Below are 16,252 nucleotides of genomic sequence, written 5' to 3'. Positions count from 1 at the left end.
TATTAATGAGGTGGAATAATAGTGTAGTGATACTTAAAAAATACTTAAATTAAGTAAATTTTAAAATTTTATTGAAAATTCAGAACCTTTATTGTGAATTGATTCTATTTCAAGTTTAAAATTGTGTAAATTTAATATGGCTTGAACTATAAATAAACCTAGACCTAAAGAGTTATTCCAACCATTTTTAGAGACTCTGTAGAATTTTTGTTTAATATTTTCTAAGTCTAATTCTTCTATTCCTATTCCACTATCAATTATTCTTATTTCATCACTATTTATCTTTACAATTACTTTATCTTCTGAATATTTTAAAGCATTTTCTATAAGGTTTGAAATAGCCATACTAATTAATGTAGAGTCAACTTTTAATTGTATATCTTCTCCTATTAATTCAATCTCTCTATTTTTATAGTTATCTTGTAAATCAGAAATAATTTCTTTAATTAAAACTTTCATAGAAGTAGGAAGTAGTATTATCTCTTGTTTTCCTTCTTCAAGTTTAAGTGTCAATCTTAATTTATCAATTATATTTGACATTTTTAAGGAGTTTGAATGTATTTTTGCTAAAAACTTATTTTTTATACTTTGGGGCATTGCATCATCATTTAAAATAGTTTCACTATATCCAGAAATGATAGCAATGGGATTTTTAAATTCATGGGACAAGGCAGATATAATTTCGTCTTTTTGTCTATTTGCTATTTTTAATTTTGCATTTTGTTTAGCTTTTTGTTTCTCTTTTTTCTTTAATTTTATAGCAACTTTATTTAGAATTTTTGTAATTTTATGAAATTCCAAAGTAAAATTTGATTCTAATTCAGGAGTTGTTTTCTTAGAAGCAAGTTGAGTTAAAAAATCTAAAATATTTTCAGTTTCATCTTTGATTTTTAAACTAATAAAATAAGAAGCAAGAAATGCAATAATTATAAAAAAACTAATAAATGCAAAAATTTGAAGTGATAATTTCATAAAATTGTCTGTAATATTATCAGTGTAGTCAGACATTCTAATAAAATATATTTTTTTATTGATAGTAACTTTTTTTGCTATGTAAAGTAGTTCTTTGTGCATTGTAGTAGAATATCTTATAACTTTTCCAATTCCAAAATCTTTAGCTTCCAAAATCTCTTTTCTATTTGCATGATTTTCTAATAACTCTTTATTTTTATCACTTTCAGCTATTACATTTCCTTTTTCATCAACTATAGTAATTCTAAGATCAATTTGTGAATGTAAGTCTTTGATAATATTATCTACATTATCTAAATCATTTAATACAATAGATAAGGTATCAATATTTTGAATTAGATTTTTCTCAATTTGATCTAAATAGATATTTTTAGACCAAAAATAAGTAACTATACTTAAACTAATTAGAATTGCTATAAAAATAAGACTAAAGGTTCTTAAAAAAAGTTGATGTATTTTTAACAAAAAATGTAACCTTCCCCTCTGATTGATTTAATATAGTTTTTTTCTCCATCAGGATCAATCTTTGCTTTTAGTCTTTTTACTGCAACATTCACAGTTTTCATTTTTTTATCAAGGGAATCTTCCCAAACAGAATTTAGTAAATGCTCTCTTGTCATCAAAATATCTTTATTTTTTATAAACTCTAAAAGTAAATCATGTTCTAAGTGTGTTAATTCTAACTCTATATTATCAATAAAAAATTTTTTATTAGAAGCTTTATAGACAATATCTCTTATTTTTAAGATATCAATGTCTTTCGTTGATCTTTTTATTACAGCTTTTATTCTTGCTATTAATTCTTTAATATTAAAAGGTTTTGTAATATAGTCATCAGCATGAGATTCAAATCCTTCAAGAATATCTTCATCCTTGTCTTTTGCAGTAACATAAATAACTGGGTTATTATAACCTTTTTTTCTAATTTCATCTATAAAGTGTGTACCTTCGCAACCAGGAAGGTTTCTATCCATCAAAATTAAATCTATTTTTTCTTCATCAAAGATTTTTTCTAAGTTTTTATCAACATTTAAAAAGCCAATTGTTTCAAAACCTTCTTTTTGAAGTGTATATTCTAAAAGTTCTAATATATCTTCTTCATCTTCTACTATTAATATTGTTTTGTCTTCCATTTTATCTCTTTTATATTTACATTGATATTTTACTTGTTTTTTTATTTCCACCAGGAGAGAATTTAATTGCCAAAATTCTAAAAATAAAGAATATAAAAATAACTATAAGTAAAAAACTAATATCAAAATAGTCTTTATTAACATTTGTTGATAATATTATAACATCACGAATTAAAAAAATGATAAAAATATCAATAACAAATCTAAGTCTTAGTTTTTCTTTTTTTATAAAGTCAGAAATCATCTTTACAACTTCCATAATAACAATAAATTCAAGCATTAAAATAATTGCCTTATAAAACTCTAATCCCGTTGCTAAAATAGTTGTAAAAATAATAGTTGCTGCTAGTACCTCAAAGTTTGAACTGAAGTATGCTTTTATCTTTAAAATTGCTTTTTTCATAAAATAAGAACAATCCTTAAGATTGTTCTATATCTCCCCCTTTTTCAGCAAATAATAATAAATTAGCGATTGAAGCTGCTCTATCAGCAGTTTTTTCTAACTTTCTTAAGGCACTTAAAACTTCAAAATACTCTTTTGATAATTCTAAATTCTTTGAAATTAGTTTTAAAATATTTTTTTCAATCATTGCATATAAATCATCAGTTTTACTCTCTTCAACTACAACTCTTTGATACTTTTCTTCTATATGTTTAGAATTAGACTCTTTTAACATACTCATTGAAGTTTGTAGTGCAAGAATAGATGACTTTTGTAAAGGAATAGCATACTCTAAAATAGTTTTTGTATTTAAATCATCACTATATGCCTTTCTAAACAGTTTGGCAAAAGTTTTAGTATTTGCTCCTGCCCTTACTAATTCATTAGTGATTTTTAAATAAGAAACAAGCTCTCTTAAATCTTTAGCTTCTGGTGAATATAAGGCTAATGTTGTAACTATTAAATTATCAATTTCATTTGATTTATTGGCTATTTTTTTTATAGATAAGTCAATTTCTTTTAATTTTGATAAATCTTCATCTTTTAGTCCCATAAGTGTAAGCTCTAAAGCCTCAACTACATTGTTTCCAATTTCTAATATTTCATCTTCTATTTTAACTTTTTTTTCTTCGTAAGTTTTTAACATTTTTATCCGAACCTTCCTGTAATATAATCTTCTGTTTTCTTATTATTAGGATTAACAAAAATAGTTTCTGTTTCATCATATTCTATTAGTTTTCCTAAATGGAAAAATGCAGTATAATCAGCAACCCTTGCTGCTTGTTGCATATTGTGTGTAACTGTAATGATTGTATAATCTTTTTTAAGCTCTAACATTAAAGCTTCAATTTTTTCAGTTGAAATTGGATCAAGTGCTGATGTTGGTTCATCCATTAAAATAACCTCTGGTTTAACAGCAATAGTTCTAGCAATACATAACCTTTGTTGCTGTCCTCCTGAAAGTGAAGTTCCTGGGTCATTTAACTTATCTTTTACTTCATCCCATAATCCAGATTTTTTAAGAGAAGTTTCTACTAATTCATCACACTCTTTTCCTTTTTTTACAATCCCGTGTTTTAGTGGAGCATAAGCAACATTGTCATAAATTGATTTTGGGAAAGGGTTTGGTTGTTGAAATACCATACCAATTCTTTTTCTCACACTTACTTCATCAACATCTTTATCGTAAATATTTTTTTTATCAATAACAACTTCACCATCAATTTTAACAATATTAATTAGATCATTCATTCTATTTAAGCATCTTAAAAATGTAGACTTACCACATCCAGAAGGCCCAATAAGTGCAGTAATTTTATTTTCAAATAAATCTACACTAATATTATGTAAAGCATGGTTATCTCCATACCAAAGGTTTAATTCTTCTACTTTAATTTTTACTTTATTATCTTTTGACATTTTTGTTCTTCCTTTTCCCGAACTCATTGGCGCTTATGCACATCAATTTCGTTTGCGAAGCTCTTGTGCTCGCACTCTCTTTGAGCCAAAAAGCCAAGCAGTTGGCTTTTTTAACGCTTCTTACCATTTAACTTCGAATTTTTTTCTTAAATATATTGCTAATGCATTAAGTGAAATAAGTACTGATAAAAGTACCATAATTCCTGCTGCTGTTTTTTCAATATACATTTTCTCTGGCATACCTGCCCATGTAAATAACTGTGCTGGCATAACTGTTGCTGCGTCTGTAACCATACCTGGGGCATCAGGAATAAATGCAATCATTCCAATGATAATTAATGGAGCAGTCTCACCCATAGCTTGTGCTAAACCTATAATAGAACCTGTTAAAACTCCTGGAAAAGCAAGAGGTAAAACATGGTCTCTTGTAACTTCAATTTTAGTTAGACCTAAACCATATCCAGCTTGTCTAATACTATCAGGAACTGCTCTTAGGGCTGCTCTTGAACTTACAATAATGATTGGTAAAGTCATAAGAGCAAGAGTTAAACCTCCAACTAAAGGTGAACTTCTTGGCATTCCAAAAAGATTAATAAAAATAGCAAGTCCTAAAAGACCAAATAAAATTGAAGGAATTGCTGCAAGATTATTGATATTTACTTCAATAAATCTTGTAAATTTGTTATCATCAGCAAACTCTTCAAGATAAATTGCAGTCATAACTCCAATAGGGAATGCAACTAACATTGTAATAATAAGTGTTAAAATTGAACCTACCATTGCTGAATATAAACCAGCATATTCAGGAGTTTTTGAATCTCCTTGTGTAAAGAAAATCGAGTTAAATTTTAATTCAACTAAATCATGGGCTTTCATATCATCAATTAAAGCTCTATCTTTTCTTTTAAGTCTATAATGATGACCTTTGATATATTGATCAACTTGATCATCAGCTAAAACCCACTGAGTTTTTTTAGTATTAAGTAATGAAGGGTTATCTTTAATTATTAAAGGTAATTCTCTAAGCCAAGCTCTTGATATGATATTTCTGTATTTTCTATCTACAGCTTTTCTATAATCTTTTACAGCAGCTTCACTATAATTAACTTCTACTTTTACATAAGTAATGTTAAAAGCTGGAATTCCTTTTCCAATAATATCAAACAAAAAGAAAGCTAAAAATGCAATTGAAAAAATTAAAGATGTAAGTGTAAACTTTTTAAATCTTTTTGCACTTGAATGTCTTCTTTTTAATGAAGGATCATAAAACGGATTGTTTTCTTGTTTTTTCTTATTTTTTCTACTAATCATAATGTGTTCACTTTATATTTTTCTTTGAATTTTCTAATTAATGACAATGAAATCATATTTAATATTAATGTAACTACAAACAGCACTAAACCTAAAGCAAAAGCTGATAAAGTTTCAGGAGAATTAAACTCAAAATCACCAACTAAAGAGTTTACAATTGTAACTGTAACAGTTGTCATATCTTCAAGTGGATTCCACGAAATATTTGGTCTTAAACCTGCTGCCATAACAACAATCATAGTTTCCCCTAAGGCTTTTGATAAACCAAGTAGTGAAGCTGAAATAATACCTGGCATAGCAGATGGTAAAACTATATTTTTAATAACCTCACCATGAGTCATACCTAAACCATAGGCAGCCTTTCTTTGACTATCTGGAACAGATCTAATAACATCATCAGATAAAGATGAAATAACAGGAATAATCATAATTCCCATCACAACTCCTGATGCTAAAGCTGAATTAAATGTAGCTTCTAATCCAAAAACAGCTGCAGCTTTTACAATAAAAGGAGCTACTGTAATAGCAGCAAAGAAACCATAAACAACAGTAGGAATACCAGCAAGTACTTCAAGTATTGGTTTTAAATAGTCTCTTAATCTTGGACTGGCATATTCACTCATGTAAACTGCACTTCCTAAACCAATAGGTATAGCAACTAATAAAGCAATTATTGTAATTACAAAAGTTCCTGCAAAAATTGGAACAGCTCCAAATTTACTACCTGTAACTCCAGGTGACCATTCAGTTCCTGTAATAAAATACCAAAAACTTCGCATTTGGAAAAATTCAATTGCTTCAAAAAGAATTGAAAATAAAATACCAAATGTTGTAAGTATAGCGATAACAGAAGCAGTGATTAAAGCAAGTTTAATTAGCTGTTCATAAACTTGCGTTTTTTTGTTTTTTGATTCAAAAGTGCTCAAACATTTGCCTTTTTGTATAAAATTTGAAGAGATTGTATAAAAAGATGGTTACACAATGGTTACAAATGTTAAATAGAAGCACATAGTGGGAATGGATATTTCTTTGAATGTTTTTTTAGTAGGCTAATCGTATAATCAAAGTTTTCAATTTTTGAATTTTTTGATACTTCAATAATTGCACATGAAGTTGAAAGAAGATTAAATTTTCTTTTTTGATCAAATCTATCTTTTGTAATAATATAGCCATTTTTTTTATCACTATTACTATATAAATTTTTTACACTGTCTTTAAACTCTTTAAGAACATTGCTTGTAAGTTCAAAAAGTTCCTCAAAGTTTTTATTTTTTGCTCCAATAAAAAAATCATCTCCTCCAATATGAGCTATAAAAAAGTCATTGGAATATTTTTTTTGTATAAGTTCTGAAAAAATTAAAATAGCCCTATCTCCTTGCCTAAAACCATAATAATCATTGAAAGGCTTAAAATCATTAAAATCAAAATACAACATATATGAAGTTTGAGACTTTTTATTGATTGAAGCCTCATAAATAAAATTCTCAATTTGTTGATTACCTGGAAGTTTCGTAAGAGGATTTTGATTTGAAGCAATTTCTATATTTCTTTTATGAGATAATTCAAGTAAGGAGTTTAATCCAATAAATCCTTTGTATTTATTTGCATTTGTTATAAAAATTCCCATAGAGTTTTTAGAGTTATGATTAAATCTATCTAAAGTTTTATCTATTCCCCATGAAGACTCAACAGAAATAACTTCTTTTATATATTTTTTTAATGTAGAAGAAATATTTTTATTCTTTGCTAAAGACAATCCATATTGAGAATAAGATATTTTTTTTATATCAACTTCATAAATAACTCCTAATAGGTTTTTATGATCATCAATAATAGGTACAAAAATGTTTTTAGTTTGGTTTTTAAAGTAAACAAATAAGTCATGTAATGAACTATTTATATTCAAAGGTTCTATATTTTCAATATATTTTTTTTCTATGATATGAATATTATCATTTCTTTTGTCGTTATGAATTAGGTCTATAACTTTTTTATATATAGTTTTAATCTCTTTAGTTTTTGTAGTAGGTTTTTGGATTAAATACCCTTGAATAAAATCAACTCCCATATCTTTACATGTCAAAAATTCATTTTTAGTTTCAACTCCTTCTGCAATTACTTTCATTCCCATTACGTGAGCCATTTCAACAATTGAGCTACAAAAAAGCTTTTTCTTAGAGTCTGAGTCTATATTAGTAATAAAAAATCTATCAAGCTTTATGATATTAGCTTCTGAAAAATATAAAAGTTTTAGTCCAGAAACTCCAATCCCAAAATCATCAATGGCAATTTGATAACCACTTTTTTTATATGTTTGAAGCATACTAGATAAAGCACTTTGTTCAATTGTACTACCTTTTTCACTTAATTCAAAACAAATAGTACTTTTTGAAAGATTGTATTTCTCTAATATTTTTGATGTATTTCCAGCTTTATAAGATCTATTATAAATAATTCTATTATCAAGATTGTAAAATAATCTAATATTTTCTACTTCAATTAAAGAAAATTTTTTTATAGCTTTTTCTCTTAATATCAAATCTACTTCATAAAGCAGGTCTTCTTGAAAGGCTAAATCAAATAGTTCTTGAATAGAGTTTATATATTCTGTATCTGTTACATTTCGAAGTAAGGCTTCAACAGCAAATACTTTTCCCGTATGTGTATGAATAATAGGTTGGAAGGCATAATCTAACCTTCTTAAAATTGTATTCCATTTCTTTGTCATTTCATAATCCTAAGAGAGTTAGAAAGAGGAGAGAGTATTCTCCTCTTTATTAAGTAAGGTTGTTTAAGTTGAAATTAGTGTTTCTTTTTTAGAGTGTCTAAAGTTAGCTTTTCTCTTTTTGAAACAGAAGCTCTAATAGCATTTCTTGTTGCATCAGGTAAAGCAATTAATCCAATTTCTCCTAAGATTCCATCTTTTCCAATCATTTTCTCACTCATAAATAAATCTACATATTTGTTCATTGCAGGAACTTCTTTTGCATGAGAGTTTTTCACGTAGAAGAATAATGATCTAGATACTGGATAATCTCCTGAAGAGATTGTATCAGGAGTTGGAGCAACACCATTGATTGTAGCACCTTGAATCATATCATCATTTTCTACTAAGAATGAGAATCCAAATACACCAAATGCATTTTTATTTTTATTTAATTTTTGAACGATTAAGTTATCATTTTCACCAGACTCAACATAAGCACCATCAGTTCTCACTACAGAGTATTTTTTATATTTTTTATTTGCTTTTTTGTCAGCTTTGTAAAGATCAGTATAAACTGGCATTTTTTTGAATACTTTTTGCATTACTAATTCTTCAAATGCATCTCTTGTTCCTGATGATTTTGGTGGTCCATAAACAATGATTTCTCTATTTGGTAATGAAGAATCAATATCAGACCATTTTTTGTAAGGGTTAGCAATTAATGATTTTCCATCTTTTGATGGAACTTCTTTAGCTACTGCTAATGCTAAATGTTTTCTTGAAATATCAAAAGCTGCATTTGATTTTGATTGTGCAAATGCAATACCATCATAACCAATTACTGATTCTGTGATATCAGTTACACCATTTTCTTGACACATTTTAAACTCTTTTGTTTTCATTCTTCTTGAAGCATTAGTAATATCAGGAGTATTTAATCCATTACCAGCACAAAATAGTTTCATTCCTCCACCTGAACCAGTTGATTCTACTACAGGAGTAGGATATTTAGTTGTTGCTCCTAATTCTTCTGCAACTGATGAAGCAAATGGATAAACTGTTGATGAACCTACGATTTTGATTTGATCTCTAGCACTTAAACTAGTAACTAATAATGCACTTGCCCCTAGAGCTAAAAGTGTTTTTCTCATGTTTATTTTCTCCGTTAAATAAATTTTATGATGAAAGTATAATATGAGAAGGTTACATTTTGGTTACTATACTAATTAGGCTTTATAATGTAGAGTATGATTAATAAAGAAAGTTATTTATTTAAAGTAAATTTATTTTTGAACTCTTCAAGAGATCTTACAAATAGTTCGTCACAATCTGTTGGTTTATAAATTATTGCTTTAACCCAAAGATCATTTTCTTGTATTTTACAAAAGTTTATAACTTCGTAAGTATGGTTATTTTTGTAGTGTTTGTAAATAGTGTTTTTTAAAATAGTCATTTATAAAAAAAGCAAATGGATTATAGTCCATTTGCTTCAATAAGTTTTGCTTGATGATCAGCAATAAGAGGATCAATTACTTCATCAAACAATCCATCATTCATTATTGCATCCAGTCTGTATAGAGTAAGATTTATTCTATGGTCACTAATTCTTCCTTGTGGATAATTATATGTTCTAATTCTTCCACTTCTATCTCCAGTACCAACTTGTTCTTTTCTATTGGCACCTTCTGCTTCCATTTTCTCATTCATTTGCACTTCATAAAGTCTAGCTTTTAAAACTTTCATTGCTTTGTCTTTATTTTTATGCTGTGACTTTTGATCTTGGTTTGTTACAACAAGACCTGTAGGAATATGTGTAATTCTTACAGCAGAATCTGTAGTATTTACAGATTGCCCACCATTCCCACTAGCTCTCATTACATCAATTTTTAAATCATTTGGATCAATTTGAACATCAACGTCATCAACTTCAGGCATTACAGCTACAGTAATAGCAGATGTATGGACACGGCCTTGAGATTCAGTTGCAGGTACCCTTTGAACTCTGTGTGTACCACCTTCAAATTTAAGTTTTGAAAATACGTGGTCACCTTTTACTAAAATTACAATCTCTTTATATCCACCTGATTCACTCTCAGATGAGTTCATGATTTCAACTTTCCAATTATTATTTTCTGCATATCTTATATAAGCTCTAAAAAGATCTCCAACAAAAATTGCAGCTTCATCACCACCTGTACCAGCTCTTAACTCTAAATAAATATTTTTATCATCATTAGGATCTTTTGGAATCATTAAAAATTTAATTTCTTCCTCTAGTTCAGGTTTTTTTGATTCAAGTTCTTTAAGTTCTTCTTTTGCAAGTTCACCTAATTCTTCATCATCTAAAAGCATTTTATTTTCTTCAATGTCTTCTAAAGTTTGAATATATTCTTGTGCTTTTTTAACAATTGGTTCTATATTTGACTGTTCTTTTGAAAGTTCAGTCATTTTTTTGATATCACTAGTAATATCAGGAGAGATTAATAAATCATTAATCTCATTATACCTATTAATAAAGGGTTGTAATTTTTCTTGAGTCATATTTACCTATATTCTGTTTACTATAAATTATATAGCGTTAACTTTTGTTTGTAATCTTGATACTTTTCTAGCAGCATTACCTTTTTTAAGGATACCTTTAGATACACAATGGTGGATATATTTGTTTGCAGTTTTCATTGCTTCAGTTGCTTTTTCTTTATCAGAAGCTTCTACAGCTGCGATTACATTTTTAATTACATTTTTGATTCTTGTTTTGTAGAATCTATTTCTTTCTGTTCTAACTTTAGTTTGTCTAGCTCTTTTTTCAGCAGATTTATGGTTTGCCATTTTATTTAACCTCTTTGTAAAATTTTTAAGGGTAGAATGTTATCTAAAATAACTTAAACTTAGTTTAATTTTAGGAAGATTTAATATGAAGCTATTTGGAACTGACGGTGTTAGAGGTAAAGCTGGAGAGTTTTTAGATGCAATTACAGTGCTTAAATTAGCAAAAGCTGCTGGTATCTATTTTAGAAAACATTCGACTACTAAAAAAATTCTTGTAGGAAAAGATACAAGAAGAAGTGGATATATGATTGAAAATGCCTTAGTATCAGGATTAACAGCTGTAGGATATGATGTAATTCAAATTGGGCCAATGCCAACACCTGCAATTGCATATTTAACTGAATCTATGAGATGTGATGCAGGTATTATGATATCAGCTTCACACAATCCCTATGAAGATAATGGAATAAAGTTTTTTGATAATCATGGTAATAAACTTGGGGTTTCTTGTGAAAAGAAAATTGAAGAGATTTTTAATGATGATGAACTAATGACTAAAGAGCAAGTTACAGGTAGAAAAATTGGTTCTTCAAAAAGAATTGACGATGTTATTGGAAGATATATTGTTTCAATAAAAAGCTCTTTCCCTACAGATTTAAATTTAAGTGGTTTAAGAATTGTACTTGATTGTGCAAATGGTGCTGCATATAAAGTAGGCCCTACAATCTTAGAAGAGTTAGGTGCAGACGTAATTACTATAAATGACAAACCAAATGGTTACAATATAAATGAAGATTGTGGTGCAATGCATCCTGAAAATGTAGGAAAACTTGTAAGAGAATTTAGAGCGGACATTGGACTTGCATTAGATGGTGATGCTGATAGACTTGTAGTAATTGATGAGAATGGTGATGTAGTTGATGGAGATAAATTAATTGGAGCTTTATGTAAATTTTTAAATGATGAAAAGTTACTAAAAGGTAATGCTTGTGTCGCTACTATTATGTCAAATAAAGCTTTAGAAGACTTTTTGGAAAAAGATGGGATTAAACTTTTTAGGTCAAATGTTGGTGATAAATATGTTCTTGAAACAATGACAAAAGAAAATATTAACTTTGGTGGTGAGCAAAGTGGTCATATTATTTTTTCAGATGCTGCTAAAACAGGTGATGGACTAGCTTCTGCACTACAAGTTTTAGCACTAATTTTGAAATCAGGAAAAAAAGCTAGTGAAATTTTAAATGCTTTTGATTTATATCCACAAGCACAACACAATATGAAAGTTGATGAAAAAATACCTTTAGAAAAAATAGAAGGTTATGAAGAGTTAATCTCTAAAATTAGAGCAAAGGGATTAAGAGAAGTTATTAGGTATTCAGGAACAGAAAATAAAATAAGACTACTTTTAGAAGGAAAAGATAAAAAAGTTGTTGATGAGGAAATGGAAGAATTAATTGCATTCTTCAAAAAGGCACTATGAAAAAAAAGTTTAACATAGCATTATTAATATTTATAGTTATATTTATTATTGATCAAGTCGTAAAATATGGCTTTGCTAATTTTAGTTGGGATGTTCAAGGTCCAATAATGTCCTTACAACTTGCATATAATTATGGAGTTGCATTTTCAATGTTTGCTTTTTTAGCTGAATATTTAAAATATATTCAGCTACTAATCTTAGCAGGTGCAACTATATATCTTTTTAAAAATAAAGATGTATTTAGTGACTACTATATATCAGTTGCATTAATTTATGCAGGTGGACTATCAAATATTTTAGATAGATTTACTTATGGTGCTGTTGTTGATTATTTTTATTGGCATTATGGCTTTGAGTTTGCTATATTTAATCTTGCAGATGTGATTATTAATTTGGGTGTAGCAATAATTATATTTATTCAAATTAAAAAAGCAAGAGAAGAGAAAAAACAAAAAGAGTTAAGCTCTTAAGCTATTTGGGAGCTTAAAATAAATTTAGATATAATCGCAAAAAATTATATAAAAAAAGTATAGGAAGAGTATAAAATGGGTCAAACGATTACAGAAAAAATTTTTAGTGAACACGTAGGAAGAGAAGTAAAAGCTGGAGAGATTGTAAGAAGTCCAATTGATATGGTAATTGGTAATGATATTACAACTCCTATTTCTATTCGAGCATTTGAAGAAAGTGGTAGAGAAAAATTAGCTAACCCAGATGGTTTTGCTATTGTATTAGATCACTTTATTCCAGCAAAAGATATTGCCTCAGCAAACCAAGCAAAAATCTCAAGAGATTTTGCTATGAAACATGATTTAAAACATTTTTTTGATGAGAAAGATATGGGTATTGAACATGCTTTATTACCAGAAAAAGGTTTAGTATTACCTGGTGATGTTATTATTGGGGCTGATTCACATACATGTACTCATGGTGGATTAGGAGCATTTTCAACTGGTATGGGTTCAACTGATATTTCATTTGGTATGATTACAGGTGGTAACTGGTTTAAAGTTCCTGAAACTATTAAAGTTGTAATGACTGGAAAGCCAACTGAGTATTTATCTGGTAAAGATATTATTCTTGAAGTTATTAGAATTTTAGGTGTTGATGGTGCTTTATATCAAGCTTTAGAGTTTACAGGTGACACAGTACAATACTTATCGATGGATGATAGATTCTCTATTTGTAATATGGCTATTGAAGCTGGGGCTAAAAATGGTATTTTTGCTTATGATGAAGTAACAGAAGAGTTTTTAAATAAAACAGCAGAACTAAATGGTGGTTTAAGAGCTGAACCAAAAATTCATTACTCAGATGAAGATGCAAACTATACAAGAGTTATTGAAATTGATGTAGCTAATTTAGAGCCAGTAATTGCATATCCATTTTTACCTGATAATGGACACTCAGTTTCTCAAGCTGTTGCTGATGAAATTAGAGTTGACCAAGTATTTATTGGTTCATGTACAAATGGAAGATTATCAGATTTTAAAGTAGCTGCTGAAATTTTAAAAGGTAAAAAAGTAGCTAGACACGTTAGACTTATTTTAACTCCAGGTACTCAAAAAATCTTAAGAGATGCGACAAAAGCTGGATACATTGATGATTTAGTTGATGCAGGTGCTGTAGTATCAAATCCTACTTGTGGAGCATGTTTAGGTGGATATATGGGAATTTTAGGTGATAATGAAGTGTGTATTTCTACAACAAACAGAAACTTTGTAGGAAGAATGGGATCAAGGTCATCTAAAATTTATTTAGCAAACAGTGCAGTTGCTGCAGCAAGTGCTATTTCTGGTTATATTACAGACCCAAGAAGTTTATAATGAAAAATCCTTCATTTGAAATACCATGTGTAATTTTGTGTGGAGGTAAAAGCTCTCGAATGGGAGAAGATAAAGCTCTTCTTCCTTTCAACAATTCTAAAACATTAGCAGAATATCAATATGATAGGCTAAAGCCTTTTTTTAAAAATATCTATCTTTCATCAAAAGAGAATAAATTCGATTTCTTAGATAAAAATAATCTTTTGTTAGATGAAAGTAAAACTTATTCACCTATTGCTGCTCTTGATTCAATTTTAACTAAATTAAATGAAAAAAAAGTTTTTATTATTACAGTTGATACACCTTTAGTATCTATAAAAAGTATAGAAAAAATTATTAATGCTTCAAAAGAGTTTGATATTACTGTTGCCAAGACAATAAGAACACATAATCTTTGTGGAGTTTTTTCTTCAAATATAAGTTTGACTACTAGAAAAATGTTACAAGAAGACTTTCATAAAGTTGGCTTTTTACTACAAAATAACAAAACTAATATCCTACAACTACCAAATGATGATGAATTTATAAATTTAAACCATAAAGAAGATTATTTTAAGTCCTTAAAAATGATAAGTAATACTTATAATTAATATTTTAAAATACCTAAATATATAAGTCTTTATTTATTTCTTTTTAGATATTCTTTTCTCAAAAGATTAATAAGAAATATTAATAATAATATTAGAAGGAAAACTTATGTCAAAAAAAGAGTTTGATGAAGCTTTAGAGATAATAGATGAAGAGATTAAAAAATCAGGAATAAGTAGAAGGGATGCTTTTAAACTTGCAGGTTTAGGAACAGCATCTTTTTTACTTAATCCTTCAGAAGTTGAAGCTTCAACAACAGCAAACGCAAGTGAAGTAAAAGGAAAAATTTTAATTATAGGTGGTGGTCTAGCTGGAATTGCAACTGCTGCAAGATTGTCAAATACTTTAACTAACCCAAATATAACAATTGTTGAGCCAAATCCTAAATCAGTTTCATATCAGCCAGGTAATACTTTAATTGCTGCAGGAATTTATGAAAAATCAGATGTAATGTATAATACAAGTGATTATTTGCCTGATGGATGTACTTTAATCAAAGATAAAGCTGTTGAATTTAATCCAAATGATAATAGTGTTATTTTACAATCAGGAAAAAAAGTAGAATATGATTTTTTAATTGTTGCAGCTGGATTAAGTTTAGATTTTGGAGCTATTAAAGGTTTAGAAGAAATAGGTGAAAAGTTTTCATTAGAAAATGGAAAAAGTATTATTGATAAGTTTGCTAATAGTGGTGTATGTTCTATTTATAATACTGATTCAGCAGTTGCTGCTTGGGGTCAAATGCAAAAGTTTGTTGAAGAAGCAAAGAGTGGTAAGAAAGTAAAAGGTGTATTTACACATCCTAATACTTCAATTAAATGTGGTGGTGCACCTAAAAAAATCATGTATTTAACAAATGCAAGATTAGAAGAAGCTGGTGCTAGAAATAATGCAGAGCTTACTTTTTATCCAAATGGAACAACTATGTTTGGAGTAAAAGAATACCATGAGGCTATTTTAGAACAATTTAAAAAAAGAGATTTTAAATGGCATTATAAACATAATTTAACAGCAGTAGATTTAGAAAAAAAAGTAGCCACTTTTGATAAAAGATGGGATGAAAAAGGTGCTTGGGATGAAGATTTAGAAGAGTATGAAATGCTTACAAAGCATCAAAATGTAGAAGTTCCATTTGACTTTTTACATATTACTCCTCCAATGAAAGCACCTACTGAAATAGGAAAATCTGCAATTGGTTCGTCAAAAGGTTGGGTTCCTGTTAATAAAGAAACTTTACAGCATGTAAAATATGATAATATTTTTGCAATTGGAGATATTGCAGCAGTTCCGATGGGTAAAACAGGTGGAAGTGTAAGAAAACAATATAAAGTATTAGTAGATAATCTAATTTCAGCAATGGAAGGCAAAGAGTTAAAAGCTAAATATGCAGGATATACAGTTTGTCCTTTAATTACAGACATTGGAAAAGTAATGTTAGCAGAGTTTAACTGGTCTAAAAAACCAACTCCTACTTTCCCCCTTGATCCAACACAAGAAAGATATATCTGGTGGTTAATGAAAGTTTATATGTTAAAACCTATGACTATGTATGGTATGTTATCAGGTAGAGCATAATTTATGAAAAAAGAGTTATTTATTTTTCTT

17 protein-coding genes are annotated in these 16,252 nt (G+C 28.3%); 5 read left to right on the top strand and 12 right to left on the bottom strand.

The window, feature by feature from the left end; all coding sequences use genetic code 11:
* Positions 1 to 60: 60 nt before the first annotated feature.
* From ACH5BH_RS06120 to rpsT, 12 genes are all read right to left on the bottom strand, one after another.
* Entirely contained in the window at positions 61 to 1,437 is a 1,377-nt protein-coding gene (locus tag ACH5BH_RS06120) for a sensor histidine kinase (RefSeq protein WP_404304736.1), read from the bottom strand.
* On the bottom strand, positions 1,431 to 2,105 hold the full coding sequence (locus ACH5BH_RS06115) for a response regulator transcription factor (RefSeq protein ID WP_404304734.1): 675 nt from the start codon (positions 2,103 to 2,105) through the stop codon (positions 1,431 to 1,433). Before ACH5BH_RS06115 ends, ACH5BH_RS06120 begins: the two co-directional genes overlap by 7 nt.
* 16 nt (positions 2,106 to 2,121) lie before the next feature.
* Entirely contained in the window at positions 2,122 to 2,508 is a 387-nt protein-coding gene (locus ACH5BH_RS06110; RefSeq protein WP_404304732.1) for a phosphate-starvation-inducible PsiE family protein, read from the bottom strand.
* Between the two features lie 16 nt (positions 2,509 to 2,524).
* Positions 2,525 to 3,193, bottom strand: coding sequence for a phosphate signaling complex PhoU family protein (locus ACH5BH_RS06105; RefSeq protein WP_404304730.1), 669 nt, complete (start codon positions 3,191 to 3,193; stop codon positions 2,525 to 2,527).
* 2 nt (positions 3,194 to 3,195) lie between these two features.
* Positions 3,196 to 3,966 (bottom strand): phosphate ABC transporter ATP-binding protein PstB, encoded by a 771-nt coding sequence (gene pstB / locus ACH5BH_RS06100; protein WP_404304729.1) that lies wholly within the window; start codon positions 3,964 to 3,966, stop codon positions 3,196 to 3,198.
* A gap of 120 nt (positions 3,967 to 4,086) precedes the next feature.
* A complete protein-coding gene (pstA, locus tag ACH5BH_RS06095; RefSeq protein WP_404304727.1) occupies positions 4,087 to 5,277 on the bottom strand; it encodes a phosphate ABC transporter permease PstA in 1,191 nt (396 codons plus the stop codon).
* Positions 5,274 to 6,203: a phosphate ABC transporter permease subunit PstC gene (pstC, locus tag ACH5BH_RS06090; RefSeq protein WP_404304726.1), complete on the bottom strand. Its 930-nt coding sequence runs from the start codon at positions 6,201 to 6,203 to the stop codon at positions 5,274 to 5,276. Before pstC ends, pstA begins: the two co-directional genes overlap by 4 nt.
* Before the next feature lie 68 nt (positions 6,204 to 6,271).
* Positions 6,272 to 8,005: a GGDEF domain-containing protein gene (locus ACH5BH_RS06085; RefSeq protein ID WP_423297765.1), complete on the bottom strand. Its 1,734-nt coding sequence runs from the start codon at positions 8,003 to 8,005 to the stop codon at positions 6,272 to 6,274.
* A gap of 74 nt (positions 8,006 to 8,079) precedes the next feature.
* Positions 8,080 to 9,135 carry a PstS family phosphate ABC transporter substrate-binding protein gene (locus tag ACH5BH_RS06080; RefSeq protein WP_404304723.1) on the bottom strand — a complete coding sequence of 352 codons (1,056 nt, stop codon included), beginning with the start codon at positions 9,133 to 9,135 and terminating at the stop codon, positions 8,080 to 8,082.
* Positions 9,136 to 9,248: 113 nt separating this feature from the next.
* Positions 9,249 to 9,437, bottom strand: coding sequence for a DUF1653 domain-containing protein (locus tag ACH5BH_RS06075; RefSeq protein WP_404304721.1), 189 nt, complete (start codon positions 9,435 to 9,437; stop codon positions 9,249 to 9,251).
* 20 nt (positions 9,438 to 9,457) lie between these two features.
* A complete protein-coding gene (gene prfA / locus ACH5BH_RS06070; protein ID WP_404304719.1) occupies positions 9,458 to 10,525 on the bottom strand; it encodes a peptide chain release factor 1 in 1,068 nt (355 codons plus the stop codon).
* 27 nt (positions 10,526 to 10,552) lie between these two features.
* Positions 10,553 to 10,813, bottom strand: coding sequence for a 30S ribosomal protein S20 (gene rpsT / locus ACH5BH_RS06065; RefSeq protein ID WP_404304717.1), 261 nt, complete (start codon positions 10,811 to 10,813; stop codon positions 10,553 to 10,555).
* Between the two features lie 85 nt (positions 10,814 to 10,898).
* Between rpsT and glmM the strand changes: the two genes are divergently transcribed.
* The 5 genes from glmM (at position 10,899) to ACH5BH_RS06040 (ending at position 16,222) form a co-directional block, all read left to right on the top strand.
* Positions 10,899 to 12,233, top strand: a complete 1,335-nt coding sequence (gene glmM, locus ACH5BH_RS06060; RefSeq protein WP_423297764.1) for a phosphoglucosamine mutase — start codon at positions 10,899 to 10,901, stop codon at positions 12,231 to 12,233.
* Positions 12,230 to 12,703, top strand: coding sequence for a signal peptidase II (gene lspA / locus ACH5BH_RS06055; RefSeq protein WP_423297763.1), 474 nt, complete (start codon positions 12,230 to 12,232; stop codon positions 12,701 to 12,703). The genes glmM and lspA overlap by 4 nt, the downstream gene beginning before the upstream one ends.
* Before the next feature lie 75 nt (positions 12,704 to 12,778).
* Positions 12,779 to 14,059 carry a 3-isopropylmalate dehydratase large subunit gene (locus ACH5BH_RS06050; protein WP_404304712.1) on the top strand — a complete coding sequence of 427 codons (1,281 nt, stop codon included), beginning with the start codon at positions 12,779 to 12,781 and terminating at the stop codon, positions 14,057 to 14,059.
* Positions 14,059 to 14,649: a molybdenum cofactor guanylyltransferase MobA gene (gene mobA, locus ACH5BH_RS06045; RefSeq protein WP_404304710.1), complete on the top strand. Its 591-nt coding sequence runs from the start codon at positions 14,059 to 14,061 to the stop codon at positions 14,647 to 14,649. The genes ACH5BH_RS06050 and mobA overlap by 1 nt, the downstream gene beginning before the upstream one ends.
* A gap of 106 nt (positions 14,650 to 14,755) precedes the next feature.
* Positions 14,756 to 16,222, top strand: coding sequence for an NAD(P)/FAD-dependent oxidoreductase (locus ACH5BH_RS06040; RefSeq protein WP_423297762.1), 1,467 nt, complete (start codon positions 14,756 to 14,758; stop codon positions 16,220 to 16,222).
* Positions 16,223 to 16,252: the final 30 nt, after the last annotated feature.

The organism is Arcobacter rhizosphaerae (assembly GCF_049472155.1).
Taxonomy (GTDB): domain Bacteria; phylum Campylobacterota; class Campylobacteria; order Campylobacterales; family Arcobacteraceae; genus Arcobacter_B.
The sequence above is the reverse complement of the archived record's forward strand: the minus strand, read 5'-3'. Positions and strand labels throughout refer to the sequence as shown.

Bases quoted from the DNA above. Each gene is read 5' to 3' on its own strand.
- ACH5BH_RS06115 (WP_404304734.1), bottom strand. From the start codon at position 2,105: ATGGAAGACAAAACAATATTAATAGTAGAAGATGAAGAAGATATATTA.
- ACH5BH_RS06110 (WP_404304732.1), bottom strand. From the start codon at position 2,508: ATGAAAAAAGCAATTTTAAAGATAAAAGCATACTTCAGTTCAAACTTT.
- ACH5BH_RS06105 (WP_404304730.1), bottom strand. From the start codon at position 3,193: ATGTTAAAAACTTACGAAGAAAAAAAAGTTAAAATAGAAGATGAAATA.
- pstB (WP_404304729.1), bottom strand. From the start codon at position 3,966: ATGTCAAAAGATAATAAAGTAAAAATTAAAGTAGAAGAATTAAACCTT.
- pstA (WP_404304727.1), bottom strand. From the start codon at position 5,277: ATGATTAGTAGAAAAAATAAGAAAAAACAAGAAAACAATCCGTTTTAT.
- ACH5BH_RS06085 (WP_423297765.1), bottom strand. From the start codon at position 8,005: ATGACAAAGAAATGGAATACAATTTTAAGAAGGTTAGATTATGCCTTC.
- ACH5BH_RS06080 (WP_404304723.1), bottom strand. From the start codon at position 9,135: ATGAGAAAAACACTTTTAGCTCTAGGGGCAAGTGCATTATTAGTTACT.
- ACH5BH_RS06075 (WP_404304721.1), bottom strand. From the start codon at position 9,437: ATGACTATTTTAAAAAACACTATTTACAAACACTACAAAAATAACCAT.
- prfA (WP_404304719.1), bottom strand. From the start codon at position 10,525: ATGACTCAAGAAAAATTACAACCCTTTATTAATAGGTATAATGAGATT.
- rpsT (WP_404304717.1), bottom strand. From the start codon at position 10,813: ATGGCAAACCATAAATCTGCTGAAAAAAGAGCTAGACAAACTAAAGTT.
- glmM (WP_423297764.1), top strand. From the start codon at position 10,899: ATGAAGCTATTTGGAACTGACGGTGTTAGAGGTAAAGCTGGAGAGTTT.
- lspA (WP_423297763.1), top strand. From the start codon at position 12,230: ATGAAAAAAAAGTTTAACATAGCATTATTAATATTTATAGTTATATTT.
- ACH5BH_RS06050 (WP_404304712.1), top strand. From the start codon at position 12,779: ATGGGTCAAACGATTACAGAAAAAATTTTTAGTGAACACGTAGGAAGA.
- mobA (WP_404304710.1), top strand. From the start codon at position 14,059: ATGAAAAATCCTTCATTTGAAATACCATGTGTAATTTTGTGTGGAGGT.
- ACH5BH_RS06040 (WP_423297762.1), top strand. From the start codon at position 14,756: ATGTCAAAAAAAGAGTTTGATGAAGCTTTAGAGATAATAGATGAAGAG.